This window comes from Prosthecobacter sp., assembly GCF_046154365.1.
Classification (GTDB): domain Bacteria; phylum Verrucomicrobiota; class Verrucomicrobiia; order Verrucomicrobiales; family Verrucomicrobiaceae; genus Prosthecobacter.
This window is the reverse complement of record NZ_JBJXFV010000187.1, coordinates 1-26,652: the sequence shown is the minus strand read 5'-3', so window position 1 is coordinate 26,652 and position 26,652 is coordinate 1. Positions and strand designations below refer to the sequence as shown.

The window sequence follows — 26,652 nt, the reverse complement described above, 5'->3', positions numbered from 1 at the left end:
TTTGTGCGCCCTGCATCAACACCTTCAACTTTCACTCCCAACACACATGCGCATCGGAATTTTAAACAGCGGCGGGGATTGCCCCGGACTCAATGCGGTCATTCACGGCGTCGTCGGCGCGGCTCACACCCACGGCTGGGAAGTGGTCGGCTTCCGTGACGGCTTTGAGGGGCTGCTGCCTCCCGGTGATTACATGATGCTCGATCCTGACAAGACGATTGGGATCATGAAACTCGGCGGCACCATTCTGGGTACGACGAACAAAGGCCACTTCGTCGCCAAGGTGGGCGAAGGCAATGTTTCCCAGGTGCCGGTCGAAATCGTGGAGAAAGCCAAGAACACGCTCCGCCATCTCGAAATCGGCGCACTCATTGTCGTCGGCGGTGATGGCAGCCTCACCACCGGTCTGCAGCTTTATCAGATGGGTATTCCTGTCATCGGCGTGCCGAAGACCATCGACAATGACATCCAGGCCACCGCCACCTCCTTCGGTTTTGATTCCGCCGTGGCCACCGTCGTCGATGCCTTGGACCGCCTGCACACCACGGCAGAAAGCCACAAACGCGTCATCGTGCTCGAAGTCATGGGCCGCCACGCCGGCTGGATTGCGCTGTACGGTGGCATGGCCGGCGGCGCTGACATCATTCTGCTGCCGGAAATCCCCTTCAGCCTCGAACACGTCGCCAAAGCCGTGCGCAAACGCGATGCCGCAGGTCGCCACAGCACACTCGTGGTCGTGGCCGAAGGAGCACGCATTGAATCCGGCGAGCTGCTCACCAAGGAACGCGTGGGCGGCAAGGGCGAAGACCGTCTTGGCGGCATCGGCGATCACGTTTCAAAACAGATCGAAAAACTCACCGGCAAGGAAACCCGCGCCTGCACGCTCGGGCATTTGCAACGCGGTGGTGCTCCCACCGCGCTCGACCGTATCCTCGGCATCCGCTTTGGTGCCAAAGCTGTCGATCTCATCGAGCAGGGCAGCTTTGGCCGCATGGTCAGCTACCAGCAGTATCAGGTGGGCGATGTCTCCATCGAGGAAGCCGTGCATCAACTCCGCCTCGTCTCGAATGACAGCGAGATCGTCAAAGCCGCACGCGCCATCGGCATCACCTTTGGTGATCAGTGATGCCGGGAGGCTGCTGATGCGATGATGAGCGTGAAATAGCTCAACCCAGCGCCGCAAGGCGCTTGGTGAGTGCATCTTTGGACTGCACTCCGACCACGGTGTCTTTCGCCACGCCATCCTTGAAGAAAACCAGCATCGGAATCGAGCGCACGTTGAACTGCGCCGCCAGTTTCTGCGCTTCATCCACGTTCACCTTGCCGATCTTCACCTTGCCGGCCTGATCCTTTGCCAAGTCATCCAAGATCGGTCCCAGCATGCGGCACGGGCCGCACCATTCGGCCCAGAAATCCAAAATCACCGGCACGGTGGATTGCGTAACTTCGGCTTCAAAATTTGCTTCGGTGATGGTGAGGACTGCTTCGCTGGCCATGATGTATGTGAGGTGGGTTTGGAAAAGGATTACGAGCGCACGCTGGCATTGGCGGCAGGCGAATCAACGAAAGTTTTCACCAACTCCGCCTGCTTCAGCCAAAAAGGCATCCAAACGCGAATGTGACGGCATTCCCAGCAGATTGACTGATTCCAGCGAATCAGACAATTCACAGCCTGCTCACACTGTTTCACCAATTTTCGCGCACGAATGTGAAAAACTCTTTCTTGCCGTTTAAGCGGCTTCTGTGCTGAATGAGAACGCATGAAACGCAACCGCGCACTCACCAGCTTGTCAGGGCGGCAGTTGCAGCGTTTGCTGCATCAGCTCTGCGAACGTGCGCAGGAAGATGTGACACGGCTCGCGCAGCATGAGGAGACGGCCACGCATCAACTGCGCGTGCGCATGAAAAAGCTGCTCGCACTGCTGCGGCTCGCGCGTGAAGGCATCGCGGAGCACACCATGCAGGCTTTTCGTCAGCACATCCGCGCCGTCAAAAACGCCTGCGCCTGCAATCGTGACCGGGTGGTGCAGGACAAGCTCATCGACAAGCTCACGCGCCGTTTTCATCTCGCGCCCAAGCATCGCCCACAGCTCGATGGCAAACCACAAGCCGCGCCATCAGCCTCCTATCTGCGTCATCAACTGCATGCACTCGGCCTGCTCATCGACAGCACCTGCATTGAGTCGCTTTCTGCGGATCAAATCCTCGAAGAACATGCCCGCTGTCAGCGCAAAGGCCGCCGCCTGATGAAGCAGGCCTGCGAAAGCACCAACCATGAAACGCTGCACCGCTGGCGGCATCGCGTGAAGGATCTGTATTTCCAAACCCTCGCGCTGCCGCACCTTCCCAGTGCCAGACGCCGCATCCAACGCGCACAGCGGCTCGGTCATCTGCTCGGTCGCGACCAGGATCTCGCCAACCTTGCGCACGAACCTGCCTTTGCGTTACGCCGTAGTCCTTGGGTACAAGTGATCGAGGAACATCGTGACAGCCTGCGCCAGCGCTACCTCACCCTCGGCCACAAGCTCTACGCGTCACATCGCGCCAGAGTGTAATCCGGATTTTGCCCCGCATTACAGCCCTGCCACACGCTGCGCATCCTGCACCAGACGGATAAACCGCGCACGCTCACCGCTGGCGTCAGCACCCTTGGCCTGTTTTGCCAGATTCAACACGAGATCGTGATTCAGTTCGCCCACCTGCTCTGAACCACGCAGCAGCAGACCAAAGCCGACCACGGAAGTTTCAAACACGAAATCTTCACGCGCATTCTTCAGCGAATAACCACGGTCGATGACCTGCAGCCTGCTGCTGTCAAACGGACCTACGGCCTGCGAGGTGAAGCGGGCGTTTGGCAGCGTGATGCTGGCAATCTGTCTGCCGCTATCGCGACCGATTTCGCCACCATTCGGCTGGAACTCATACCACAGCACATGCGTGCCGGCGCTGCGCAGTTCAGACGCAGCCAGATGCCGTTCGCTCAGCATGCGGAACTGTTTTACGTTCGCGGCATCAAAGGTAATCTGCAGCGGAAAGCTGGCATCAGCAGCGAGAACAGCAGGCTGGTCGGCCGGCACCTGGATGACAATGCGCAGCAGGCGGTTCGCCTGATTCCACGGGCAGGCGGCTACTTCAGCTTTCCAGGAATGGATGTACAGCTCCGATACACGCACGGGCTTGGCCTCGGGCTTCACATTCGCCGACTGCGGCGAAGCGAACGCCTGTCCCTGTGGCTTCTGCGGCACCGGCTTGATCAACGCAGGACGCAGATTGAACTGATCGGAAGCTTGCTTCGTCGTGCTGGCAAAAACACCACGTCCGGCGGTCATGGTGAAACCCAGATTAGGTGTTGTCGTCACAACATCTGGTGTTTTGACAGCGGCAACCACGATCGGTGCAGGCGCAGGTGCTGGCACCACCGCAACTTTTTGCGGAGCAGGTGCGGGAGCCTCTTTCTGCACCACTGGCTCTGGTTTGACTGGCACAGCAGCCACCAGCGGCGCAGCCACCGTTTTCTCAGCCACCGGCTGCGGCTTGGCCGTGATTTCGACCGGCGGCTTCGCCTTCGGTGGTGTGGCGACAATCTGCGCAGCATCCTTCACCACCGGACTGAGTGACCAGCCAGCCAGGAAGGCCGCGCCTGTGACCGCAATGGCCGCAGCGGCCTTGAGCAGCGTGCCCATCACCGGCCAGAAGGCCTGACGCGGGCGATGCGCGGGTTTGCGCGGCAGCATGGGCTGAATGCGGCGCGGCAGATTCGCCGGATGCAGCAAGGCATGGCGCTGCTCATGCGTAAGACGGGTCTGCGGAATCGGCGCACCGTGGCGCAGCGCATCGGTGACGGCCTCGATCTGCTCCAGTTCGTGCGCAGCAGCGGGCGTAACGGCCAGCGTTTCGTGCAGCGCATGCGCCTCCTCGGCGCTTAGCTCTCCGAGCGCGTAGGCGGTGAAGTGTGGATTGTCCTGGGGATTCATGAATGGGTGGGGGAATATTCTTCGCTCATCTCGGTACTCATCAGTTCTCGCAGTTTCTTGATCGCGTGGTGCATGATGAAGCCGACATTACCAACACTGAGTCCAGTGATGCCGGCGATTTCCTGGTAGGAGCAGTCGTGGAGGAATTTGAGGCGCACGACCTCGCGCTGATTGGGCCGCAGCCGGTCCACGCTGCGCCAGATGTGCGCGTAAAGCTCGTGCAATCCGGCGCTCTCGGCGGGATCAGGCTCATGGTCGGGCGTGGTGTCCATGACCTCGTCATTGCCAAGCTCAAGCCGCTGCTCCTTGCGCAGGATGTCAAAGGCACGGTTGCGGCAGACCGTGAACAGCCAGGACTTGAGGTTTTCACGGACACGATCCGGCTCGGTGAGGTAAAGCCGCAGCATGGCATCCTGCACGACATCGCGCGCACGCTCGATGTCGCCACCGAGAATGCCTGCTGTGTAGGCGATGAGAGTGCTTTCATGCTGGTCTAAAGCGCGCCTAACCAGCACGGAGGCTTCATCCTGGACGTGTTGGGCGGACATGCGTTGGTTCGGGTTGGAACGGGCAGACACAGCAGTTCATTAGGCCGAGGAGCATAGTTGCCGCCGATTTCCCACTTGGAAACCGTAATCTTTGGGCCTGGGGCGCGTTGAGACCGCCAGCGTGAACGATTCCTCCTCATCTAACGGCACCTCCTTTGTCCTGATCCTCCTGGGCTTGGGCGGATTCGTCTGGCTGGTCCAATACCTGCTGACTGACGCGCCAGCCCCGGCACCTGCCGCAGAACCAGCCGCCTCGAACTCCAGTGCCGCCGTGAACTTCAGCCAATCCAAAGGCGATGCCATGAACAACGCCACGAGCGATCAGCTCAAGTCCGTGCAGCAGATGGTCGGCGGCGAATTCGACGGCAAAACCTACGTTCCGCCCAAAAACAAGAAGTAAGCGCTCACCAGCCGCCACCGAGGGCCTTGATGAGCAGCACGCTGGCAAGGAATCGTTCGCCCTGGATGCGGGTGGCCTCCTGCTCGGCACGCAGCAGCGTGCGCTGGCTGTCGAGCACTTCATAATAGGCCACGAGACCGGAATCGTAGCGTTTCTGCGAGAGATCGAGCGCACGCCGCGCCGAGGCCGCTGTGGCTTCCTGCGCGGCGGCCTGCCGTTGCAAAATCGCCAGTCCGCTCAAGGCATCCTCGGCATCGCGCATCGCACTCAGGACTGTGTTCTTGTAACTCGCCGCTGCTTGATCGTAGCGTGCCTTGGTCGCCTCAATGTTCGCACGCACGCCGCCGCCGCGCAGCAGCGGCCACTCGATGGCCGCCGGGCCAAGACCCCACACGCGGCTTTGTGCATCTGCCAGTTTCCAGGCGTAGCTCGTCTGCGTGCCGCCGGAGAGGCCGATGCTCAGGCTTGGAAACAACGCCGCCTTGGCTACGCCGATCTCCGCATTCAAAGCGGCCATCTGCCGTTCGGCGGTGGCGATGTCAGGTCGGCGCTCCAACAAATCGCTGGGCACGCTGGCAGGCACAGAGGGCGGTGCGCCGCTCATGTCATGTGCGGGCTGACTGAACTCCGAGGGGGTCTTCCCGAGCAGCAGAGCGATGGCGTGTTCGAGTTCCGCCCGTTTCCGCTCCAGACCAATCGCTTCCGCTTCCGTTGCCGCCAGATCCGTCTCCGCCTGCGCCACGTCGATCTGACCGATGTCGCCCTGCGTAAAACGCGTGCGCGCGAGTTCGACGGTCTTGCGCCGCAGCGCGACCGTGCGCCGCAACAACGCGATCTGCGCATCCTGCACCCGCAGCGCGAAATAGTTCATCGCCAGCTCACTTTGCAGGCCGAGCAGCGCGTTGTGATAATCCGCCTGCTGTGCCTCGGCGCGTGCTGCGCCAGCGCGGCTTTGATTGCGCAGCTTGCCCCAGAAATCGAGTTCATATTCAAAGTCGAGCGTCGCCCCCATCACGTTGCGCGTGCGGCCGCCGGCAAACTGGAACTTCATGTTGCTCGAGCCACGGCTGCGAGTGGCCGAGCCGTTTAACGTGAGAAAGGGAAACAGGTTCGCTCGATCTGCACGTGCGAGCGCCTTGGCCTCGGTGACGCGATGCGCCGCCAGTTCCAGCGTCGGGCTGCCCGTCTGCGCCTGCTGCATGAGCGCATTCAAGCGCGCATCGCCGAACAAGCTCCACCAGTTGCCACGGCTGGCCTCATCACGGGGTTTCGCGGTGCGCCACGGGCCGGTGGTTTTGAATTCCGTGGGCAGTTTCGGCTTCGGGATGAGAAATTTCGGCGCGAGATTGCAGGAAGGCAGCAGCATGAAGGCAAACAGCAGCAGATGCAGCAGCGCCGGATACTTGGACTTCTCTTTGGACTCTTCGCCGGTGAGCGCGGTTTCCAGTTTGCGCGTCACATCGAGCGGTGAACCGGTGTGCAGGCCGATCAAAGCATAGACCATCGGCACGAGGAACAATGTCACCACCGTCGCGAGCGACACGCCAAACACGACGACGACACCGACCACCATGCGCGTTTCATAACCGGCGCCATGACCGAGCATGAGCGGCAAAGCGCCCATCACCGTTGCGAGTGCCGTCATCACGATCGGGCGCAAGCGCTGCTCGCTGGCCTGTAGGATGGCCTCGCGGAACTCCATGCCTTCATCGCGAAGCTGGTTGATGAATTCGACGATGAGGATGCCGTTCTTCGCCGCCAGACCGATGAGCATGATGAGGCCGATCTGGCTGTAGATGCTTTGATTCAGGCCCATGAGCTGCAAACCAAGCAGCGCACCGGCCACGGCGACGGGAACGGTGAGCATGATCGTGAAGGGATGCACAAAACTCTCAAACTGCGCCGCGAGCACGAGGAAGGCGATCAGCATCGCCAGCGCGAAGATCAAGCCGATGCTGCCGCTGTTGTCCTTCAACTTCAGCGCGTTGCCCTTGTAGCCGACAATCGCGTTGGGAGGCAAAGTTTCGCGAATGATCTGCTCCATGTAATTGATGCCTTCTCCCAAACTGTAGCCGCTGGCAAGTTCGGCATCGAAGGTGATGCTGCGCATGCGGTTGTAGCGGTTCAAGGTGCCGCTGTCGGCGAATTCATCCATCGTCACCAGGTTCGCCAGCGGGATGAGCTGTTTCGAGCGCTCACTGCGCACGAAGATGTTGTTGAGGTCAAGCGGGCTGCGTTTGTCGCCGTAGCTACCTTCGAGCATCACGTCGTATTCTTCGCCTTGATGAATGAACGTGGTCGCGCGTCGGCCACCGAGCAGGGTTTCGAGCGTACGGCCGATGTTGGCCGACGAAACACCGAGATCGGCGGCACGCGATTGATTGATGCTCACGCGGAGCTGCGGCTTCGTGTCGCGGTAATCGCAGTCGAAGCCGATCAGCTTCGGATTTTCCTTCGCCTTGGTGAGGATGATGTCCCGCCATTGCGCGAGTTCTTCAAAGGTGGGGCCGCTGACCACGATCTCCATCGGCTTGTTCAGTCCGCGCATCATACCCTGCCGCATGATCACGGAGACCTTGGCGCTTGGAATGTCGGCGGTCTTCTGCCGCACCTCGGCCATGATGTCGAAGCCGTTCCGCCGTGTGCCGAACGGCGTCAGCGTGACCACCGCGATGGATTCGTTGAAATCGGCCGTGGTGCCAAAATTGCGCGGCGCACGTGCATTCACGCGCGTGGCTTCTTGGGTACCCTCGACGAGATACATCAGCTTCTCGTTCATCACCTCCAGCGTCTCCATCGTGTTCGCGAAGGTCGTGCCGGGCGGACTGGTGGCAGTGACGAAGAACGAGCCACGGTCTTCGCGCGGAGTGAATTCATCGGGAATCGTCTTGAGCAGCCACCAGCACATCGCGGTGAGGCCAAGGACGACCGGAATGGCCGTGGCGGGGAAATTCAACGCGAAGCCGAGCACCTGGCGATACAGCCGCTGCACGAATTCAAACACCCGCTTCAGCAATCGGGCCACCAAGCCGTCGCCTTCCCGGTCGCGCATGATTTTGGAGGCCAGCATCGGCGTCAGAGTGAGCGCCACGAAGCCGCTGAAGCCCACGGCAATCGCCAGCGTGACGCTGAACTCCGCAAACATGCGTCCCGTGTCCCCCGGCATGAAGGTGACGGGCACAAACACCGCCAGCAGCACCAGCGTCGTCGCGATGACCGCGAAGCCGACCTGCCGCGTGCCGAGGAACGATGCCACGAGCGGTTTTTCACCCAGTTCGATGCGCCGATGGATGTTTTCGAGCACTACGATGGCATCATCGACCACGAGACCGATGGCGAGCACGAACGCGAGCAGCGTCAGCGTGTTCATCGAGTAGTTCATCGCATACAAGACGATGCAGGTGGCGAAAACGCTGACTGGCACGGCCAGCGTCGGCACTAGCACGGCACGCATGTTGCCGAGGAAGAGGTAAATGATCGCAATGACCAATGCGAGAGCGATGCAGAGCGTGCGATAGACTTCATTGAGTGATTCCTCGATGAACTGGCTGATGTCGTAGCTGTTTTCCAGCCGCATGTCCTTCGGCAGCGTGGCGCGGATTTTCTCTGCCTCGGCACGCACCGCCTTCGCCACATCGAGCGGATTGGAACGTGACTGGCGGATCATGCCCAGCGACACCATGCGCACGCGATTGCCTTTGAAGGAGGTGCGCGCCTCCTCCGCACCGAGTTCCACCTTCGCCACTTCGGCCAACCGCACCTGATAGCCGTTCTCACCGCGTGCGATGACGAGTTTTTCAAAATCCTCCGTCGTCTGATACTGACGATTGATACGCACGGTGAACTGGCGATCGAGCGATTGCACGGTTCCCGCCGGTGGATCGACGTTCTCGCGCCGCAGCGCCTCCTCCACATCCAGCGCGGTGAGTCCGCGTGCCGCGAGCGCTTCACGATCCAGCCAGATGCGCAGCGCATAGCGCGTGCCGCCGTTGATGCGCACACGAGCGATGCCGGCCAGCCGTGAAAAACGGTCCACCAGGTAGCGTTCGGCATAATCATTCAGCTCCAGCGTGCTGCGGGAGTCACTGGCGAGGTTCAGATACATCAGCACCTCGGAACTCAGCTCGGTTTTGCCGACGTTCGGCGGCTCCACCTCCTCCGGCATCGTCGCCAGGATCGGACTGATCGCTTCGCGGATGTCATTGGCCGCCGCATCGAGATCGCGGCCCAGATTGAACTCGACGGTGATCTCCGATTTGCCGTCGATGCTGATGGAGGAGATGTTCTTGATCGCCTCCACCTGCGAAATGCGGTCTTCGAGCCGCTGCGTGATGCGGCGCTCCACCACGCTGGCGGAAGCGCCGCGATAGTAGGTTTCCACCGTCACGATCGGCGGCTCGATGTCAGGATACTCGCGCACTTGCAGCCGCGTGTAGGCCACGATGCCGAAGGCGATGAGAATCAAGTTCATCACCATCGCCAGCACGGGACGACGCACCGATGTATCCGAAAGCCACATGTCAGGGAGTCGTCTTGTCGGGCTGTTCGGGATTAAATGCCTTCACCGGGCCACCGTAGTCGCCAGCGACCTTCACGGCGGCGCCGTCCTGCAAACCGACGATGCCATCGGCAATGATCAACTGACCTTCGCTCAAGCCGCTCTGGATTTCGACGAAGCCCGGCTTGCGACGGCCCGTTTTGACTTCGACCCGCTTCGCCTTGTCGTCCTGAATCGAAAACACAAAGGCCTTCGCGCCCACCGGCACCAGCGCACGTTCGGGAATCGAGAGCGAGAACTTCGGCTCCACCACCAGCCGCACCATCACCAGCATGCCCGGCTTTAAGGCGAGATCAGGATTCGCCACCTCCGCACGCGTGGGGATGGAGCGCGTCACGGGATCAATGCGTGAATCGAGGTGCGACACTTTGCCGGCATATTTGCGCTCACGATCGGTGTCCGTGCGCGCCTCGATGAGCGTTCCCGCCTTCACACTGCCGAGATAGGTTTCCGGCACGGAGAAGTCGATCTTCACCACATCGATCTTATCGAGCGAGGCAATGATTGAGCCTGGTGTCACCAGTGCCCCCACGCTGATGCGGCGCAGTCCCAGCCAGCCATCAAACGGTGCCGTGATGCGGCGATCTGTGAGCCTGGCCTCAGCTTCAAAAATCTTCTGCTTCGCGATGTCCGCGAGTGTTTTGCGCTCCGCCAGCCGCGCTTCCGGTGCCGCACCGTCTTTGACGAGGTTTTTCAACCGCTCGATCTCACGTTCTTCTTCCGCCAGCGTCGCTTTGGCCGAGGCGAGCATGGCCTGCTCCTCCGCATCGCTCAGCAGGGCCAGCAGCGTGCCTTTTTTCACGAAGTCGCCGTCGTTGAAGGACAACTGCGTCACCGATTCGGTCACATTCGAGCTGATGTCGATGGATTCAAAGGCCCGCACCGTGCCAATGGCATCAAGATCGAGCGCATAGTTCTCCTTCGCCACTTTGGCAGTCAAAACGGGTGCCGCGCCCTTCGCCGCTGCGGCAGGTTTGGCAGCCACCTGAGTGTTCCGCTTTAGCAGCCACCCGCCGGCCACAACCACGGCGGCGGTAACGAGGATGAAAACACAGAGACGTAACAGGGCATGCGGCCGGGCTTCAGACATTGGGGGGGGTCAAACAAACGCACGCCAGCGAAAATCGCTAGCATCAAAGCGGCTGATTTGCGTCGCCGAACGCTTTTTGGAAAGGCTCAGTAACAGAATCATCTTGGTCACGCAGATGCCAACTGCTCCGCAGGCGACGGCACGGCGCAAAACGGGGCGAACACCCCATGGCACCGGCGAGGCTGCCGCCGCCATGCTCACGCCATGAAGATGAAAATCCATCCCAGCAAAACCCCGCTGACGCTAGGCGAGTTCATCATGCATGTTTATGACACCTGCTCCCCACCCAAAGCCGGAGCGATTGTGCGGCTCGCCCTCCAGACACATCGGGTGATGTTGCGCGGGAATACCCCGCCCGCCTGCCCATTCGCTCCATTCGTTCTCCGGGTCTCGCCATGCGTCCCAAGCGGATCTCGGTGCGATTCAGGGCTGCTAAATCACCCCCCAAACACCATGACTAAACTCGCCTTCCAAGGTTCCTGGAACGAAATCAAAGGCAGGCTCAAGCAGAAGTATGCCCAGTGTACCGATGACAACCTGCTCTTCTCGGAGGGCCAAGACGAGGAGTTACTGGGCCGCCTCCAAAAGCAGACCGGAGCCATGCAGGAAAAGCTGCGTGCCTACCTCGCCACTCTCCCCATCCACTGCCTGTACACCCTAAAACCCATGAAAACACCTCCATTCCAATCACTACTATTCGTGGGCATCTTGCTGCTGACCCTGCCAGCGCTGCACGCTGCTGACCGCATTCCTGGCTTTCAGTCGCAGGCAGCGCAGACGGCACCGCCCACCCCAAAAAAGCAGGGGTTTTTCAGCATGTTGTTCGGTGGCAAAACTCGTCAGGTGGGCAACGATCGCAGACGTTCTGTAGCCGTCGCACTGCCACGCAGCCAGATGCCGCAGGTTGCCACCAGCTTGCAACCCACCCGGACCTATTCCAATCCCATTCCGGGCCAGGGCGAGATCATCCGCACGCACGACAACACGCGCATGATCGTCAAGCCGCTCCCGCTCACCCCGTCGCGCGTGGTGGCGCCGCCCGTCCCCTCGGTGAGCGTCCCTGCCTCGCCATCGTTAGATCCCACGGTCTCGCCAGCCACGGGTGCTTCGACCATGACCAGCTTGCCTGGTGGTCGGCAGGAATCCTCGACCGCGAACACTCAAGCGGCGGCCCCCATGTTTGCACGGCCCGTGCCCGGCAAGCCCGGTTGCGTCTATCCGCCCGGGTTGAAACAAATTCCCGCCAACATCGTGGACGTCACCGACATGCACCCCGGCTCCAAAGCGCGTGACCCCGTCACGAACATTGTCTTCGTCGTTCCCTGAGCCACGCGGAAGTCCCAAGTCGCGGGTAATTTCGCCCTGGGATCCGCAGCGTCGGTCAAGTTGCTGTCCCCAGGCTGTGGAAGAAGCGAAACAGGAACGTCAGCCATTGACGATCTCACCACCATTGGGATGCAAGACCTGACCGGTCATGGAGGAAGAGTCATCGCTCGCCAGCAAGGCAGCGGCTCGCCTCGGTGCCGCCACTCCTCTCGCGGCCTTTGCCCACCCCGTATTCAGACCCTGAGCGAGCCACGGAACGCCCTTGCGCCATAGTAAGACTGCGCGCCGTTGTGCCCCACGAAGACGCGGCCGTAGCGGCGGTCACCATAGAGCGCGCCGCCGAGTTTTCTCATCTCAGCAGGTGCTTTGATCCAGCTCGACGTCTTCGTGTCGAAATCTCCCAGTTGCTGCAGCTCTTGATATTGTTCTTCCGTCAACAGCTCGATGCCCATGGCCGCGGCCATGTCCATGGCGGTGTTTTTCGGTTTATGTTCCTTCCTTGATTCCAGTCCTTCACGGTCGTAGCAAACACTGGTGCGGCCTTGGGGAGTTTCCGGTGAACAATCAACAAACAGGTATTCGCCCGTCTTGTTGTCATGACCCACCACATCCGGTTCACCACCGGTTCGTTCCATTTCATGGAGTGACCACAGTTTTGAGGCATTGGCTTCCAGCTTGGGTTTCACCTCGGCCCATTCAAGCCCCTTGTGGCGGTTCATGTGTTTATGAAAACGGGCGCTCAATACTCTGAGCAGTTCTTCACGTTGGTCTGGTGCCAGCTTCTTTTGGGTTTCAGCGCCTTTCATCGAGGTTTCCTTGGACATCTTGGGTGGTTTCATGGTGTCGCAGAGTCGCGGCGCGTGCGGCGTCGCTCATGCGGTGGTTTTACACGAACCTGATGCATTCAGGCAACAACGATCTCTGCGCGACAGAATGAACCGCTAACACCGGATCAAACAGATGGGCCAGCCGAATTCGATGCGCCTCAGACACCAGCCGGAACATACCTGCATCACCATCGAAACTCCAAGGCCACCCAGCCTGCACCACTTCAAGGCGTGGCTCATCGTGACGGTAGAGCAGCTCATTCGCCACCTTGCCCACCGGGTCTTTGTAGGTGAGTTCCAACGCCTCGGAACCAAGTGACCTGCACGACCGTCACGAGACAGTCAGCCAGAATGCCGCGCACGGTTGTGTTGGGTTTTAGGTCTTCAAGACGCATGAAAGTTCGACTGAAAAGGCATCAAGGGCGGGGATGAATCCGAAGGCAAGCGTTTGAGCGAAGCGGGAGCTGGAGTCTCGCTCCTAAATTTTGGCAGCTTGATCAGTGTCCATCAGTGCAGATCTTTGGCTGAAACGACCCGCTCGGCATCATCGGCGCACTGGCTTCGTTTGGTGACTTTGTAAGCGGCAGATTCTTCTCGCAGCACGCTGGAACCACCGCTCGCCACGGTGGGTTCCAACACAACGAGCACGCGTGCATGCAGTGCAGCGGCGACGCGGCGAGAATGGCCTTCGTCGGCGGGGGATTCCATGCGGCTGATCTGCTGCTGCGTGGTGTCCAGTCGCTCGGCCAGTTCTATGAGAGGCCGGCTTCCCCGCGCAGGCGCGTGATTTGCAGGGATACATCCCAGGCTTCACCAGCGGCCTTGAAGCGCTCGGCGAAGTCCGGGTCTTGGAGTTGCTGCTCCAGGTAGTCGTCGAAGTTGGTCTTGCGTTTCATGCGGGGTGTCGTTGCAGCCAGTCCTGCCGGCGGGTGCTGGCGGCGGCATGTTTTCCCTGCCTGAATGGCTTACTCCGTCGCAGGCATGCCTTCCGATTCGGTCTCCAAGGTAGGTTCCACCACAGACGCGGCCACTTCGCCAGCTTCAACGACCGGCACAACATCATCGGCGACCACGGTGGCGACGTCCTGGATACTTTCACCTTCGCTGAGGTTCATGAGGCGCACCCCTTGAGCGTTTCGGCCTTGTTCGCTGATGGAGTCGATGCGAATGCGCACACTCTGGCCCTTGGTGGTCATCAGCATGAGCTCATCCTTGTCGTGGACGGCCTTGGCGGCGACAACTTTGCCAGTTTTGTCGGTCACTTTCATCGTGATGACCCCCTTCCCGCCACGATTGGTGAGCAGACGGTATTCGTCGAACTCGGTGCGCTTGCCCTGACCGCGTTCGGAAACAACCAGCAGCTTCGCGCCCAGCTCATTGGTGAGGCAGGCGACGAGGAAGTCGCCGTCATCGAGCGTGATGCCACGCACACCGGCGGTGGCACGGCCAATCGGACGCAGATTCGGGGATTCGGGATCGCTGCCGGTTTCATGGAAGCGGGCGCACATGCCTTCATGGGTGATGAGGCAGATCTCTTTGTTGCCGTCGGTGAGCACGCAATCGACGAGGTCGTTGCCTTCATCGAGCTTGATGGCGATGATGCCGTCCTTGCGGTAGTTCTTGAACTCTTCGAGGGCGGTTTTCTTCACGGTGCCATCCTTGGTGGCAAAGAGCACATACTTGTCCGCCGCCCACATGGCCTCGTCTTCGGGGCCTTGGGCCACTAGAATCAACACTGCCGCGATTTTCTCTTCAGCACGTAGATTGAGCATATTTTTGATGCTGCGGCCTTTGCCGGTGCGTGCGGCTTCGGGGATCTGATACACCCGCTCCACATACATGCGGCCCGTGTTGGTGAAGAAGAGCAGGAAGTCGTGCAGATGCGCGCTGAACAGATGCTCGACGAAGTCGGTGGCCTCCTCCTCGCCCTGCGCTTCGCGGGCCTCCATGCCTTTGAGACCTTTGCCGCCGCGATTTTGCACCCGGTATTCGGCGGTGGAGGTGCGCTTGATGCTGCCCATGTGCGTCATGGTCACCACGGTCGGGTCGTTCGGTATGAGGTCAACATTCTCGATCTCGCCTTCGGCGGCCTCGATGCGCGTGAGACGCGGGCCGGCATGCTTGAGGCGGATGGCCATCAATTCATCCTTGATGATCTGTAGCACGCGGGATTCACGAGCGAGGATGTCCATGAAGTCGCGAATGCTGACGAGCACATCATCGTAATCGGCTTTGATCTTGTCGCGTTCGAGTCCGACGAGCTGGTAGAGGCGGAGTTCAAGGATGTCTTCGACCTGCTTGTCCGTGAAGATGTACTTGTCACCAACAATGCTGGCCTGAGCGCGGATCATGATGCCGAGCTGCTCGGCGGTGCTGACGGCGAAGTTGTAGGCCTTGAGGCGCTCGCGCGCTTCGTCGCGGTTTTTGCTGTCGCGGATGATCTTGATGAAATCATCGAGATGACCGAGTGCGAGGAGCTGGGCTTCGAGTTTTTCGGCTTTGATCTCGGCCTGCTTGAGCAAGAAACGTGTGCGGCGGATGATGACCTCACGGCGATGCTCGATGTAGCACGCGATGGCGTCCTTCATGCTCAACACACGCGGCTTGCCGCCGTCGATGGCGAGCATGTGGATCGAGAAGCTCGATTCCAACGCAGTGTGCTTGTAAAGATTGTTCAGCACCACCTGACCGCGTGCATCGCGCTTGAGATCGATGACGACGCGGGTGTTTTCGTCGGACTCATCGCGCACGCCGCTGATTTCCGTGATGATCTTCTCGTTCGCGAGTTCGGCGATGCGCTTCACCAGCTCGGCGCGGTTCACATTGAACGGAATCTCGGTGATGATGATCTGCTCGCGGTTGCCGTTCTCGGCAATCTCAGCCTGTCCACGGATGCGCACGCTGCCGTGACCGGTTTCCATGTATTCACGGATGCCGTTAGTGCCGAGGATGACGCAGCCCGTCGGGAAATCGGGGCCTTTGATGAAGGCTTGCAGCTCGCCGCAAGTGATCTGCGGATTGTCGATCTGCGCACACACCGCATCGACGACTTCGCCGAGGTTGTGCGGTGGCATATTCGTCGCCATGCCGACGGCGATGCCGGTGCCGCCATTGACGATGAGATTCGGAAACGCCGCCGGAAACACGGTCGGCTCGGTGAGACGCTCATCGTAGTTGGGAACGAAATCGACCGTCTCCTTCTCCATGTCCGACATCAAAGTGCCGCCGAGATGCGTCATGCGGGCTTCCGTGTAACGCATGGCTGCCGGAGGATCGCCTTCGACGGAACCGAAGTTCCCCTGCGGGTCGATCAACGGCTCACGAATGGCCCAGGGCTGGCCCATGTGAACCAGCGTCGGGTAAATGACCGCTTCACCATGCGGATGGTAGTTACCGGAGGTGTCACCGCAGATCTTCGCGCACTTCATGTGCTTCTTCGGCGGATAGAGCGACAGCTCATGCATCGCGTAAAGGATGCGGCGCTGGGAGGGCTTCAAACCATCGCGAACATCCGGCAGCGCACGGGCGATGATGACGGACATCGAGTAGTCGAGGAAGGAGTTCTTCACTTCTTCAGCGACAGAGATGGGGCGGATGTTGGGGTCTTGCATGGGGAATGGATAAAATTTTCAGCGTAAAATCAGCCGGGCAGCTTCGATGCGGATGCGGGCATCCGTTCTTCGAGCAAGCGCTGCTCGCGAATGAGTTCGATGCGCAGTTCGTCTTCGGTCGGCAGCACCAGCCTGTAGCGCGAGGCAAACATTTGCTCACTGCCATTCAGCACGGAGTAACGTGCGATGGAGGCATCCCTGGCCGCGCAGAGGATGATGCCGACGGTGGGATTGTCACCTGGACCGCGCTGGAGTTCATCATACATGCGCACATACATGTCCATCTGGCCAATGTCCTCATGTGTAAGCTCACGCGGTTTCAGATCGAAGATGACGAAGCACTTCAGCAGGTAGTTGTAGAAAACGAGGTCAATGTAGAAGTCCTTCGTTTCAGTGCTGATGCGCACCTGACGGCCGATGAAGGCAAAACCCTTGCCCAACTCCAAGAGGAAAGCTTGCAAGTGGTCAATGAGGCCCTGCTCCAAATTTGTCTCCAACAAGCGTCCGGTCTCCGGTAGTCCAAGAAACTCCAACAGCACCGGATCACGCACAAAATCACGCGGTGATGGCGGCAACTCCGCGATCTTCTCATCCGCCTCTGCCTTCACTGCGGCCTTGTCTTTGCTGGAAAGTAGCCGCTCGTAGTAGAGACGGCAGATCTGACGATCCAGCGCACGCGAACTCCAGTTTTGCGTGATAGCTTCGTTAACGTACCATTCGCGAGCATCCGCATTTTCGACCCGGAGCAGGGTGCGGTAATGGGTCCAGCTCAATTCGTGACGCAGTGCGTCACAAATTGGGAATGCCTGGTAGAACAGTCGCATGTAACGCAAATTGGAAGCATCGAACCCCTTCCCGAAGTCCTGAGTCAGCACTTCTGACAGTTTCGCTAGTAACTTCGTGCCAAACTCGGCCCGCGCAGCTCCACCCTGCTCAAACTCCACGATGTATCGCCCCACGCCCCAACAAGTCCGCACCTGCGCCACATCCACCGCACGCACAATCTGCCTGCGGCTCTCGGTGATGAATGAACGCAGCTCACGCACCAAACCCTCGAAGCTCTGCGCAGCAGGCTCGATGGCTTGAGTGAGTTGGGTTCTCTTTGGCATGGGTGTTACTTCGTTGTTTCAGTGAGCGCCGTTATAGGAGCGACGCAGTTCGTGTCCTTGTAGCGGCTGTGGCACTCCATGCAGGAGGTGAGTTTGCCTCGGACTTGAACACCCCCGTTGGTATCCGTGAGGACATATTCCCAGTCTCCGCCTTCTGGATTGTAGCCAGGCTCTCGCTTGACCATCACGGTATGAAGCAAAGTCGTTTCACCCTTAGCATCCGCGTATTTGGTCTTCGCGAGAACGACGCCTTGAGAATAGTCCCTGGCTTGCGCCTGCCACTCTTTGAGCGCTTTCGTGCTCACCAAGAATCTGGCCCAGGCATTGGCGTGAATGTCTCGATTGAGCGGCAAACCGCATAATATGGCCTGGGGATCTGCCAATTTTACAGGCTGTGGTGTGGTGTTGGTCAGGCCGGTTTTGAATTTCAGAAGGAGCGCAATCTCTTCGTCGTCGATGCGTTTGCTCTCACCGGCATGCACGAGCGCAAGCCCGACAAGGATGAATATGGCCATGAATATTTTTGATCTCATGCCGGTTCACCTCCTGCCAGTTTCCTGGCTCGTTGCAGGTTGGTCAGCATCATGTCGAGCCGACAATCCTCCTTCGCGCCCTTGCGAATATAGTCTTCGATGATGTCGAGTTGATAGACCTCGCAGCGCAAACCTTCGGCGATGAACTCGATGTCCTTATCACGTCCAGCCTCCAGCTTGTTGTAGGCGAGGTCGAGTGAGTGAAGCACGAGAACGTCGATCCCTTCGAGGTTCAGTTTGATGGCGCGGTCTTGCCAGCCTTCAGGCTGATCCATCAAGGTCCATTCGCCGACTCGTTGGATGTAGAAGCCGTGCTGATCGAAGAACTCGGAACCAGCGCCTACACTGGGATCAGCGGCAGCCCATGCATCGACTCGCGTTTGGTCAAATGTCGAAAAAAGAACAATGTCACCCGTGGTGCGCATGACGTCGGGAGCATCTGGCATGGAAACGGAAAGAGAGCCGCGACCAACGACGATGAAATGATCACACTGATAGACCTCCGCAGCCTTTTTGATGGCGGTGGCGAAGTGTTGGCGGTCTAGTGCCAAAGGATTGTCGATGGAGTCTCCCACAGTCAGGCAATGGAAAGTTTGGCGATCTCTGGGCCAGCAAAGGGCGACGTTTCACGCAGATGGCGATGCGCCTCGGTGTCTTCGCGAAACAAAGCAGCGATTTGGGCAGCCGATGACTCAGCGAGCACCTCACGCCATTCGTTCAAGGCCCAATGGAGACGGATGTGACCGGGACTGGCAAGAAAGCGTTCCACATGGCTGCGAGCTTGATCCAGACACTCGGGATGTTGCTCGATGTAGTCCGCAAGGCGAAGGAAGCGAGTGCGATTCTTTTGGTTCAAAGCCTCGACATAGCGCATCTTCTCGGCACGCAAAGCCGCCATGACTTCCGGCGTCGCATTGCGCGGCGCTCCGAGATTCATGATGGATGCGGGAAACGGCATGACGCTGCTTACACGTCGAGGTTGCGGACGTTGAGGGCATTCTCTTCGATGAAGTGCTTTCGTGGCTCGACCACGTCACCCATGAGGATGGTGAACATGCGTTCGGCTTCGTGGGCGTTGGTTTCGTCGAGCTTGACCTGGAGCAGGGTGCGCTTGTTCGGGTCCATAGTGGTCTCGAAAAGCTGCTTGGCGTTCATTTCACCCAGACCTTTGAAGCGCTTGATCTCCATGCCGCGTTTGCCGATTTCCATGACTTTGTCGAGGATGCCGGGAATGCTGAAGACGGGATGGACTTTGGCATTTTCGCCATCGCCTTCGATGACTTCGAAGAGCGGCTTGTCCTGGCTACTGAAGTGATCCACGTGCAAACCCAGCTCGTCGAGCTGCTGGAAGCGCTTCTTCATGCCATGCGCCTCATGGATTTCGATGAGGCGGGCGCGGCGGTGGGCTTTGGGGGCGGCGACGCCGCTGGTTTCGGCGGTGGGACTGCCAAAGAGATGCAGATCGTGGTTGTCGCGGGCAAAGGCCGCAAGCTGCTCGTTGGTGACGAAGTATTGAATGCTCACTTCGTTACCTTCGCGGATGACGACGAGGTGGTGAGGGAGGTTGCCGGTGGCTTCATCGCGGGCCTGGAGGTAATGCTCAAAGTCGGCGCCGTGGCGGCGGATGATGTCGGCAAATTTGGCCACAGGCACGAGGAGATCGAGAATGGCCTTGAGCCGATCTGCGGCGAGCTTGCTGCCATCAGCGATGTTGCGCAGGCTGATCTCGCCGGATCCGAGTTCGAGCAGGATGGCGTCCATTTCGGCATCACTCTGCACGTATTCCTCGCGTTTTTTGCGAGTGACTTGGTAGAGCGGCGGCTGGGCGACATAAATGTGGCCGCCCTTCATGAGTTCCGGCATCTGGCGGAAGAAGAAGGTCAGCAGCAGGGTGCGGATGTGGCTGCCATCGACGTCGGCATCGGTCATGATGACGATCTTGTGGTAGCGAAGCTTCTCGATGTTGAAGGAGCCTTCCACCTCGCTGTCGCCACCGATGCCGGTGCCGATGGCGGTGATCATGGTCTGCACTTCCTTATTCTGAAGCACCTTCTCAAGACGTGCCTTCTCGGTGTTGATGAGTTTGCCTCGGAGCGGGAGAATCGCCTGGTTGTGGCGGTTGCGGCCCATCTTGGCGGAGCCACCGGCGGAGTCACCCTCGACAATGAACAGCTCGGTCTTCGCCGGATCACGCTCAGAGCAATCGGCCAGTTTGCCGGGCAGGCCACCGCTACTCATCGCGTCTTTGCGGATGGCTTCGCGCGCCTTGCGAGCAGCTTCGCGTGATTTCGCAGCGATGATGATGTTCTTGATGATCTCGATCGCTGTATCGGGATTTTCGTCAAAGAAGCGCAACAGGCCTTCATAGACGATAGAGTTCACGACGCCTTCGACTTCGCCGTTCACGAGTTTGACCTTCGTCTGCGAGTTGAAGCGCGGATTGGTGAGTTTGACGCTCAAAACGCAGATCATGCCTTCACGGCAGTCATCGCCTTCGATGTCGGGCAGCTTGTCTTTGAAGGCCTTGGGGTTGGCGTTGATGTACTGCTTCACCGACTTGGTGAGCGCGGTCTTGAGACCGCTGTAGTGTGTGCCGCCGTCGGGATTCGGGATGGCATTGGCAAAGCAGAGCGTCTGCTCGTTGAGGCCCTTGTTCCATTGCAGCACGCAATCGACGAGGATGAACTTCTTCTTGTCGTCGATGGGCACTTCACGACGACCAGCAAGCGCCACCGGCTCAGGATGGATCTTGTCCTTGTCCGCGCCCATCTCGCGCACGAACTGCTTCACGCCTTCCGCATAGAGGAGCACTTCCTGGCGCTGTGGCTCACAACGTTCGTCGGTGAGCGTGATGCGGATGCCGGGATTCAGGAAAGCGAGTTCACGCAGACGGACCAGCAGTCGATCAAACACATACGCCGTCGTGATCGTGAAGATCGTGGCATCGGGGAAGAAGGAAATTTTCGTGCCGGTGGCCTTGGGGTCATCGAGATCACCGAGGACAGTGAGCGGCTCCGTCGTTTTGCCGCGCTCGAAGCCGATGGCGTAGATTTTACCATTGCGGAAGACCTCGCACTTGAACCAGTCGGACAGCGCATTGGTACACTTGGCGCCGACGCCGTGGAGGCCGCCGGAGAATTCATACGCGCCGTCGCCGAACTTGCCGCCTGCATGCAGGCTGGTGAGCACGAGCTCAACCGTGGGAATGCCCGCCTTCGGATGCATCTCCACGGGAATGCCGCGGCCATCGTCCTGAATGGTGATGGAGCCGTCGGGGTGGATCGTGATCCAGACGTTTTTGCAGTTACCGGCGAGATGTTCGTCGATGGAGTTGTCCACGACTTCAAACACACAGTGATGCAGGCCGCGTTCATCGGGATCGCCGATGTACATGCCGGGCCGAAGACGGACGGCTTCGAGACCTTCGAGTTTTTGAATTTGATCGGCACCGTAAGCCTGGTTTTCGGCCACACCGGTATTGAAAGCAGCGTTCTGCTCAGGAGACTGTTCGGACATAGGATTTGAAGGGCTGACCATCGACTGAATCCGTCCATGAAACCGCTACCGGAAACGTGCTCGATGATGACCCGTTCAGACTAGCGAGATGGGCAGGCGGGCAAAGGAAATTTTACCTCGAAACGCAGTCTTTTTTCAGCCCCAAAACCTTTCAAACCACGTCCTGCAAACCGAGCTTCTCGATGACCTCCGCCGGAACGCCCGGAAAGGGGCCGCCGACGCTGATATTGCCGATGTAGCCGAGGCTTTTCCAGGTCTGGCTGTGGCTGTAGTAACCACCGACGCAGAGCTGGCGGAAGCGCTTGAAAAAGACGGCTCCAACATGGTGCTCGGGCTTGGCTTTGGTCGAATCACAGATGTCATCGGCGATCTGGGACTGCTGCGTGTTATCCAGCTCCTCGAAGCGTTTGGCGAAACGCTTGAAGCTCTCGGTGCTCAGCCAGCCGAGGCCGCCACGAATGATTTCGCGGTCTTCCTGATGCTCCGGGTAGTCCGCACTGATCCATTCGTTGATGAAATCAGGAACACCGACCTCAGAGGCAGCGGGCGAAGTTTCGTCCTTGGGCAGGATCAAATCGGCCAAAGCCGTGGTGGTGGCGAGTTCTTCGGCCGAGAGCAGCTTTTCCCACGGAAACCTCACCGGCTGGGTGAAATCGGGATCGTGGAAGACAAGTCGCGAGGCATGCACCGGCGGCGCAGGCTCGGTGTGATTCGGCGCGGCAATGGCTGGCACGGCCGCCGCACTCGCAGCACCGCTCAAGATGCCTTTCAAGGCGTGACGACGAGAGATGGCTGACATGCAATGTTACTTGGGAAAAACGCCTTCATACACCTCACGCAGCGGCAGGCTGAAGCCGATGGACGCGAGTTCGAGCACGGCGTCAGCACCGGTGAGCACATCGGGCAGCCATTCCTTGCTGCGACGATGGACTGTGACGGTCATGCTGTCCTGCTCGACGAGGACGTATTCTTCCAACGATGGCAGTTGGATGAAGGTGATGAACTTTTCGCGGGTGTCAGTATTGACGGTGCTGCTGGAGACGACTTCGACGATAATGCGCGGCCGCGTCTTGTAGAGGCGCTCCTTGTCTTCGGGATCGCACACGACCATCACGTCGGGGTAGTAGAACAAGGTCAGGTTCGCGAAGACATGCACCTTCATGTCGTGAATGAAAACCTTGCAGGGCTTGCCGCGCAGATGATTGCGCAAAGCGGCGGCGATATTCAAACTGATGAAGTTGTGCTCCTCGCTGGCTCCGGCCATGGCGTAGAGATCGCCACTGACGAATTCGTGGCGCACCTCACTGGTCTGCTCGGCGGCGAGATAGTCTTGCACCGTCCACTTCGGTGGCCGGGACTCGAGTTGGAGGGCTGCGGACATACTGGGATGATAGTTTTCAGGTGTAGCGGATGCAACCGGCCAAAACTCACAGGTTCCCCCGCTTCATCTCCTCCATCAGCCATTCACTGGAGCGCCAGGCGAGAGCGAGAATGGTCAGAGTCGGGTTTTTGTCGGGATTGCTGGGCATGACGGCTCCATCCATGAGGAAGAGGTTTTTCACGTCCCAAGTCTGGCAGTATTGATTCGTGACGCTTTCCGCGGCCCTGTCGCCCATGCGAGCGGTGCCCACTTCGTGGATGATCTCGCCGGGTCTCTGGATCGCATCTGCGCCGCTGAGTGGCTTGGCTTTGCCACCCATGCCTTCGAGCATCGCGGCAAAGGTCTGCTGCATGTGTTCGGCCTGCTTGATCTCGTGATCGCTCCATTTCCAATGAAAACGCAGCACGGGAATGCCCCATTGATCGACGACATTAGGGTCGAGTTCGCTGTAGCAGTCTTTGTTCGGAATCATCTCACCACGTCCGGCAAAGCTGAACTGCGCGCCATAGTAACGCCGGGCGTCTTCCTTGAGTTTGCGGCCATACACGCCGGGCGAAGTGGCATCGAGATAGCCGAAGCTTTTCGTCTCCGGCATCTGGCGGCCACCACCCATCTCGATGTGATAGCCACGGGCAAAGCCGAGCTTCGCGTGATCATTCACCAGCCACCACGGCACGTAGGTGTGCAGACCGCCCGCACCGTCTTCATTCATCGGCGGCAGGTCTTCCATGGCAGGAATGTGCGCGCCGAGACGCGTGCCGACGCTGTCCATGAGGTTCCGGCCAACTTGCCCGGAGGAATTCGCAAGGCCGGCCTTGTCGCGTGCCTTCGAGTTCAGCAGGATGCGTGAGGTTTCGCAGGTGCTGGCGGCAAGAATGACCACGCGGGCTTTCGCAATGGCATCGCGCCGCGTGATTTTGTCGATGTAATGCACGCCCGTGGCCTTGCCGCTGTCATCGACGATGACTTCGCGCACCATCGCATCCGTGATGATGTCGAGATTGCCCGTGGCGAGCGCAGGCGGCAGCAGGACCGTCGTGCTTTGAAAGTTTGCACGGATGCTACAGCCGCGCACACAATGCGTGGCCCAGAAACACGCCATGCGGGACATCATGTCCTTGCCCAAGATCTCCTGCGCCTTCGGATTGTTCGGAAACAGCACCTTCGGCAGGTTTTTCCAGTCGAGCGGCTGGCTCAGCACGGCGCGATGTGCTGCAACCACCGGCACGCCGAGCTTCCCGCCCGCCTTCTTCGCGAGCAACTCGCCCACACGCGGTTTCGGCGGCGGTAACAGCACGCCTGGCGATGAATTGGGCGCGTTGGCGATGCCATCGTTCTCGCCATAGACGCCGATCAACTGCTCCACGCGGTCATACCACGGCGCGATGTCGGCGTAATTCATCGGCCAATCGACGCCGAGACCGTCGCGCGACTTCGGTTTGAAGTCGAACTCGCCAAAGCGCAGCGAGATGCGGCCCCAATGATTCGTGCGTCCGCCGAGCATGCGCGCACGCCACCACCAGAAGTCGCCCTCCGTGCCTTGCTTGTTGGTGTAAGGCTCTCCAGGCACCTGCCAGCCACCGATGTTCGAATCGTAGAAGCCAAAAGGGCGATCCGGCGTGGCAGCACCACGCAGCGGCGCCATCTCCGGCGTGTTGAACATCGGCGTCTCCTTCACCGGCTCATAATTACGACCGGCCTCGATCATAAGCACCTTCACCCCGTTTAAAGCGAGAATCATCGCCGCCATGCCACCACCAGCACCGGAACCAACGACGATCACATCATACTGCGGCTGCGTTTTGCGTTCGGTAAGGACTGGCATGGCCGTTGAAGATCAAAACTCGCCGCGAAACACGCAGCGAGCGTTGGGAGTCTCGTGAATGATGATTTCACAAAGACCGGGAAGCTGCGAGGCGAGTTTTTTCCACAGCCAGGCGGCCATGTTTTCAATGGTGGGATTTTCAAGGCCTTCGATCTCGTTGAGATAGGAATGATCGAAGCGATCCATGATCGGCTTCATCGCCTTGGAGATTTCCGCGTGATCATAGACCCAGCCGATGTGCGGATCGACCTCGCCCTCGATGGCGATCTCCAGTTTGAAGGAGTGACCATGCATCTTCGTGCATTTGTGGTCGGAGGGAAGATTCGGCAGCGTCTGGGCGGCCTCGAAGCGAAAGTCTTTGATGATGCGTGCGCGCATGTCAGTTGGGTTTGGCGATGAAATTTTGCGGCGGAAGGATGGTGAGATTCAAACGATGAACGATGCCATCAAACGGAGTGCTGTTGGGATACTTGGCGGTCTTTAGAATGCCGAAACTTTGCCCGGCGGCGATGCCTGATTTGGGTTCTTGAGGGAATCCTTGGTCAAACGGAGCCACGCCGAGCACCTCGCTGTGCCCCGGTACGGCAATCGAGATGACACCGCCGAGATCAATCATCGCACGAATGTTGACGCGGCTTTTCTCCAGTGGCGCACCGGCAATTGTCACCTCCTTGCCATTCGCAAACACCGTGAGCGTCGGCTTGGTAGCGACCAGGTGCAGCGCATAGCCAGATTGTGCATCGCCATGCGTCAGCAAGGTGCTGTCCTGATCGATGGTGGGATCGAACTCAAAGGCGGCGTTGATGAAGATTCCCCTGCCCTGCAGTTTCGGCGCTTCAGATGCGCTGATCTCATCGCCGATCTTCAGCACTAGGTCGGCGGAACCTGCGGGACTGGCAGCGACAACGACCTCTGAGGCCGAACGCACGGCACTCTTGAACTCCTGCGGAAAAAAGGCGGCCAAGCGGGACTTTTCCGCCGCGTGTTCAGCCTTCGTGGCGAGATTCGTCCATTCGTTGGGATCGCTTTGATGATCGTAGAGTTCCTCGCTGCCATCCGAGTAACGGATGTAGCGCCAGCGCTCGTCACGGGCCGCGTATCCGGCGTTTTTACCGCCGCCCATGCAGGTGACGGCGGGTTTGTCGCGTTTCGCCGTCGGATCGAGCAGCAGCGGCCTCAAACTGCTGCCATCAAGGTGTTCGGGCTTTGACAGCTTCACGAGATCGCAGAGCGTGGGATACAAATCGACAAGCGACACGGGCTGTGACGATGCCGTGTCCGGCTTGGTCAATTCAGGGGCGTAAATCGTGAGCGGCACGCGTGTGGTGGCCTCCCACAGCTTGCCTTTGTGCCACATCTGTTTTTCGCCGAAATGCCAGCCGTGATCGGAGGTGAAGACGATGATCGTGTTCTTCGCATTCGGACCTTTTTCGACCGCTTCGAGGATGCGGCCAAGCATCGCATCGCAAAACGCCACATTGGCGAGATAGGCACGCACGGCGTCCTTCCAGAGGTTCTTTTCGACGATCTTCTGATGATAGCCCTCTTTGAGATGTGTCTTGGCGATGGCAGGCACGTCATCGAGATCGTCCGCCTTCACTTCCGGCAATTTGATCGAGTCGAGCGGCAGCGCATCGAAGTACTTTTGCGGCACGTACCAAGGCGAATGCGGGCGATACAAACCGAGGGCGAGGAAGAACGGCCGCTTCTGCTTCTGCGCGAGGAAGTCGGCGGCAAAGGAGGCGATCTGCCCGTCGTCAGTCTTGTCATCCTCAACTTGAATGCCACCCCAGTCCCAGTGCCAGATGTTGAGACCATTGAAGTTCTGGCCGGTGTGAACAGGAAGATCGGGAATCTGAGCGCCCTCACTAGGAAAGCGCAGATCCCAGGCCGCATCCTGTTCAAAGCCACGCCGCCCACCATGCCAGCCGGAGAGACGGCCTTCCGGCCCGCC

General features: G+C 59.2%; 23 protein-coding genes and 1 pseudogene. 4 read left to right on the top strand and 20 right to left on the bottom strand.

Annotated features, from left to right (window positions below; translation table 11 throughout):
• Positions 1-46: 46 nt before the first annotated feature.
• Positions 47-1,126 carry a 6-phosphofructokinase gene (locus ACKVY0_RS24195; protein ID WP_409217431.1) on the top strand — a complete coding sequence of 360 codons (1,080 nt, stop codon included), beginning with the start codon at positions 47-49 and terminating at the stop codon, positions 1,124-1,126.
• Positions 1,127-1,166: 40 nt separating this feature from the next.
• On the opposite strand, the gene trxA is transcribed toward ACKVY0_RS24195, so the two are convergent.
• On the bottom strand, positions 1,167-1,496 hold the full coding sequence (trxA, locus tag ACKVY0_RS24190) for a thioredoxin (RefSeq protein ID WP_409217430.1): 330 nt from the start codon (positions 1,494-1,496) through the stop codon (positions 1,167-1,169).
• A gap of 264 nt (positions 1,497-1,760) precedes the next feature.
• Here trxA and ACKVY0_RS24185 point away from each other — a divergent pair, with 264 nt between their 5' ends.
• Entirely contained in the window at positions 1,761-2,555 is a 795-nt protein-coding gene (locus ACKVY0_RS24185) for a CHAD domain-containing protein (RefSeq protein WP_409217429.1), read from the top strand.
• 18 nt (positions 2,556-2,573) lie between these two features.
• Here the strand turns inward: ACKVY0_RS24185 and ACKVY0_RS24180 are convergent, their stop codons facing one another.
• Together ACKVY0_RS24180 and ACKVY0_RS24175 are read right to left on the bottom strand one after the other, a co-directional pair.
• Positions 2,574-3,974 carry a YfbK domain-containing protein gene (locus ACKVY0_RS24180; RefSeq protein ID WP_409217428.1) on the bottom strand — a complete coding sequence of 467 codons (1,401 nt, stop codon included), beginning with the start codon at positions 3,972-3,974 and terminating at the stop codon, positions 2,574-2,576.
• Complete coding sequence (locus tag ACKVY0_RS24175) at positions 3,971-4,522, bottom strand: RNA polymerase sigma factor (RefSeq protein ID WP_409217427.1); 552 nt, start codon at positions 4,520-4,522, stop codon at positions 3,971-3,973. Before ACKVY0_RS24175 ends, ACKVY0_RS24180 begins: the two co-directional genes overlap by 4 nt.
• A 121-nt stretch (positions 4,523-4,643) precedes the next feature.
• On the opposite strand from ACKVY0_RS24175, the gene ACKVY0_RS24170 reads away from it, so the two are divergent.
• A complete protein-coding gene (locus ACKVY0_RS24170; RefSeq protein WP_409217426.1) occupies positions 4,644-4,922 on the top strand; it encodes a hypothetical protein in 279 nt (92 codons plus the stop codon).
• Positions 4,923-4,926: 4 nt separating this feature from the next.
• Here the strand turns inward: ACKVY0_RS24170 and ACKVY0_RS24165 are convergent, their stop codons facing one another.
• The gene (locus ACKVY0_RS24165; RefSeq protein ID WP_409217425.1) at positions 4,927-9,441 is read right to left on the bottom strand and encodes an efflux RND transporter permease subunit; all 4,515 of its coding nucleotides are present in this window, start codon (positions 9,439-9,441) and stop codon (positions 4,927-4,929) included.
• A gap of 1 nt (position 9,442) precedes the next feature.
• Positions 9,443-10,570: an efflux RND transporter periplasmic adaptor subunit gene (locus ACKVY0_RS24160; RefSeq protein ID WP_409217424.1), complete on the bottom strand. Its 1,128-nt coding sequence runs from the start codon at positions 10,568-10,570 to the stop codon at positions 9,443-9,445.
• Between the two features lie 453 nt (positions 10,571-11,023).
• Here ACKVY0_RS24160 and ACKVY0_RS24155 point away from each other — a divergent pair, with 453 nt between their 5' ends.
• Positions 11,024-11,896, top strand: a complete 873-nt coding sequence (locus tag ACKVY0_RS24155; RefSeq protein ID WP_409217423.1) for a hypothetical protein — start codon at positions 11,024-11,026, stop codon at positions 11,894-11,896.
• Positions 11,897-12,129: 233 nt separating this feature from the next.
• Here the strand turns inward: ACKVY0_RS24155 and ACKVY0_RS24150 are convergent, their stop codons facing one another.
• From ACKVY0_RS24150 to ACKVY0_RS24080, 15 genes and pseudogenes are all read right to left on the bottom strand, one after another.
• Entirely contained in the window at positions 12,130-12,735 is a 606-nt protein-coding gene (locus tag ACKVY0_RS24150) for a DUF4256 domain-containing protein (protein WP_409217422.1), read from the bottom strand.
• A 91-nt stretch (positions 12,736-12,826) separates the two neighbouring features.
• A pseudogene (locus ACKVY0_RS24145) lies at positions 12,827-13,118 on the bottom strand (hypothetical protein); the annotation flags it as partial.
• A gap of 112 nt (positions 13,119-13,230) precedes the next feature.
• Positions 13,231-13,431 (bottom strand): hypothetical protein, encoded by a 201-nt coding sequence (locus ACKVY0_RS24140; protein ID WP_409217421.1) that lies wholly within the window; start codon positions 13,429-13,431, stop codon positions 13,231-13,233.
• Between the two features lie 44 nt (positions 13,432-13,475).
• Entirely contained in the window at positions 13,476-13,619 is a 144-nt protein-coding gene (locus ACKVY0_RS24135) for a hypothetical protein (protein WP_409217420.1), read from the bottom strand.
• A 69-nt stretch (positions 13,620-13,688) separates the two neighbouring features.
• Positions 13,689-16,334 carry a DNA gyrase subunit A gene (gene gyrA / locus ACKVY0_RS24130; protein ID WP_409217419.1) on the bottom strand — a complete coding sequence of 882 codons (2,646 nt, stop codon included), beginning with the start codon at positions 16,332-16,334 and terminating at the stop codon, positions 13,689-13,691.
• Positions 16,335-16,363: 29 nt separating this feature from the next.
• Complete coding sequence (locus ACKVY0_RS24125; protein WP_409217418.1) at positions 16,364-17,443, bottom strand: YhcG family protein; 1,080 nt, start codon at positions 17,441-17,443, stop codon at positions 16,364-16,366.
• Positions 17,444-17,448: 5 nt separating this feature from the next.
• Complete coding sequence (locus ACKVY0_RS24120) at positions 17,449-17,958, bottom strand: cytochrome P460 family protein (RefSeq protein WP_409217417.1); 510 nt, start codon at positions 17,956-17,958, stop codon at positions 17,449-17,451.
• A 14-nt stretch (positions 17,959-17,972) separates the two neighbouring features.
• Positions 17,973-18,551 (bottom strand): DUF6036 family nucleotidyltransferase, encoded by a 579-nt coding sequence (locus ACKVY0_RS24115; protein ID WP_409217416.1) that lies wholly within the window; start codon positions 18,549-18,551, stop codon positions 17,973-17,975.
• Positions 18,552-18,553: 2 nt separating this feature from the next.
• Positions 18,554-18,913: a hypothetical protein gene (locus ACKVY0_RS24110; RefSeq protein ID WP_409217415.1), complete on the bottom strand. Its 360-nt coding sequence runs from the start codon at positions 18,911-18,913 to the stop codon at positions 18,554-18,556.
• 29 nt (positions 18,914-18,942) lie between these two features.
• The gene (locus ACKVY0_RS24105) at positions 18,943-21,492 is read right to left on the bottom strand and encodes a DNA gyrase subunit B (protein WP_409217414.1); all 2,550 of its coding nucleotides are present in this window, start codon (positions 21,490-21,492) and stop codon (positions 18,943-18,945) included.
• A gap of 151 nt (positions 21,493-21,643) precedes the next feature.
• Entirely contained in the window at positions 21,644-22,291 is a 648-nt protein-coding gene (locus ACKVY0_RS24100; RefSeq protein WP_409217413.1) for a gluconate 2-dehydrogenase subunit 3 family protein, read from the bottom strand.
• Positions 22,292-22,297: 6 nt separating this feature from the next.
• On the bottom strand, positions 22,298-22,873 hold the full coding sequence (locus tag ACKVY0_RS24095) for a Uma2 family endonuclease (RefSeq protein WP_409217412.1): 576 nt from the start codon (positions 22,871-22,873) through the stop codon (positions 22,298-22,300).
• A 46-nt stretch (positions 22,874-22,919) separates the two neighbouring features.
• A complete protein-coding gene (locus ACKVY0_RS24090) occupies positions 22,920-24,698 on the bottom strand; it encodes a GMC family oxidoreductase (protein ID WP_409217411.1) in 1,779 nt (592 codons plus the stop codon).
• Positions 24,699-24,710: 12 nt separating this feature from the next.
• Positions 24,711-25,076, bottom strand: coding sequence for a 6-carboxytetrahydropterin synthase QueD (queD, locus tag ACKVY0_RS24085; protein WP_409217410.1), 366 nt, complete (start codon positions 25,074-25,076; stop codon positions 24,711-24,713).
• A 1-nt stretch (position 25,077) separates the two neighbouring features.
• The coding region (locus ACKVY0_RS24080) for a sulfatase (protein WP_409217409.1) at positions 25,078-26,652 on the bottom strand (1,575 nt) is incomplete at its 5' end.

Coding starts and splice junctions, on each gene's coding strand:
- ACKVY0_RS24195 (WP_409217431.1), top strand. CDS start 47: ATGCGCATCGGAATTTTAAACAGCGGCGGGGATTGCCCCGGACTCAAT.
- trxA (WP_409217430.1), bottom strand. CDS start 1,496: ATGGCCAGCGAAGCAGTCCTCACCATCACCGAAGCAAATTTTGAAGCC.
- ACKVY0_RS24185 (WP_409217429.1), top strand. CDS start 1,761: ATGAAACGCAACCGCGCACTCACCAGCTTGTCAGGGCGGCAGTTGCAG.
- ACKVY0_RS24180 (WP_409217428.1), bottom strand. CDS start 3,974: ATGAATCCCCAGGACAATCCACACTTCACCGCCTACGCGCTCGGAGAG.
- ACKVY0_RS24175 (WP_409217427.1), bottom strand. CDS start 4,522: ATGTCCGCCCAACACGTCCAGGATGAAGCCTCCGTGCTGGTTAGGCGC.
- ACKVY0_RS24165 (WP_409217425.1), bottom strand. CDS start 9,441: ATGTGGCTTTCGGATACATCGGTGCGTCGTCCCGTGCTGGCGATGGTG.
- ACKVY0_RS24160 (WP_409217424.1), bottom strand. CDS start 10,570: ATGTCTGAAGCCCGGCCGCATGCCCTGTTACGTCTCTGTGTTTTCATC.
- ACKVY0_RS24155 (WP_409217423.1), top strand. CDS start 11,024: ATGACTAAACTCGCCTTCCAAGGTTCCTGGAACGAAATCAAAGGCAGG.
- ACKVY0_RS24150 (WP_409217422.1), bottom strand. CDS start 12,735: ATGAAACCACCCAAGATGTCCAAGGAAACCTCGATGAAAGGCGCTGAA.
- ACKVY0_RS24140 (WP_409217421.1), bottom strand. CDS start 13,431: ATGGAATCCCCCGCCGACGAAGGCCATTCTCGCCGCGTCGCCGCTGCA.
- ACKVY0_RS24135 (WP_409217420.1), bottom strand. CDS start 13,619: ATGAAACGCAAGACCAACTTCGACGACTACCTGGAGCAGCAACTCCAA.
- gyrA (WP_409217419.1), bottom strand. CDS start 16,334: ATGCAAGACCCCAACATCCGCCCCATCTCTGTCGCTGAAGAAGTGAAG.
- ACKVY0_RS24125 (WP_409217418.1), bottom strand. CDS start 17,443: ATGCCAAAGAGAACCCAACTCACTCAAGCCATCGAGCCTGCTGCGCAG.
- ACKVY0_RS24120 (WP_409217417.1), bottom strand. CDS start 17,958: ATGGCCATATTCATCCTTGTCGGGCTTGCGCTCGTGCATGCCGGTGAG.
- ACKVY0_RS24110 (WP_409217415.1), bottom strand. CDS start 18,913: ATGAATCTCGGAGCGCCGCGCAATGCGACGCCGGAAGTCATGGCGGCT.
- ACKVY0_RS24105 (WP_409217414.1), bottom strand. CDS start 21,492: ATGTCCGAACAGTCTCCTGAGCAGAACGCTGCTTTCAATACCGGTGTG.
- ACKVY0_RS24100 (WP_409217413.1), bottom strand. CDS start 22,291: ATGTCAGCCATCTCTCGTCGTCACGCCTTGAAAGGCATCTTGAGCGGT.
- ACKVY0_RS24095 (WP_409217412.1), bottom strand. CDS start 22,873: ATGTCCGCAGCCCTCCAACTCGAGTCCCGGCCACCGAAGTGGACGGTG.
- ACKVY0_RS24090 (WP_409217411.1), bottom strand. CDS start 24,698: ATGCCAGTCCTTACCGAACGCAAAACGCAGCCGCAGTATGATGTGATC.
- queD (WP_409217410.1), bottom strand. CDS start 25,076: ATGCGCGCACGCATCATCAAAGACTTTCGCTTCGAGGCCGCCCAGACG.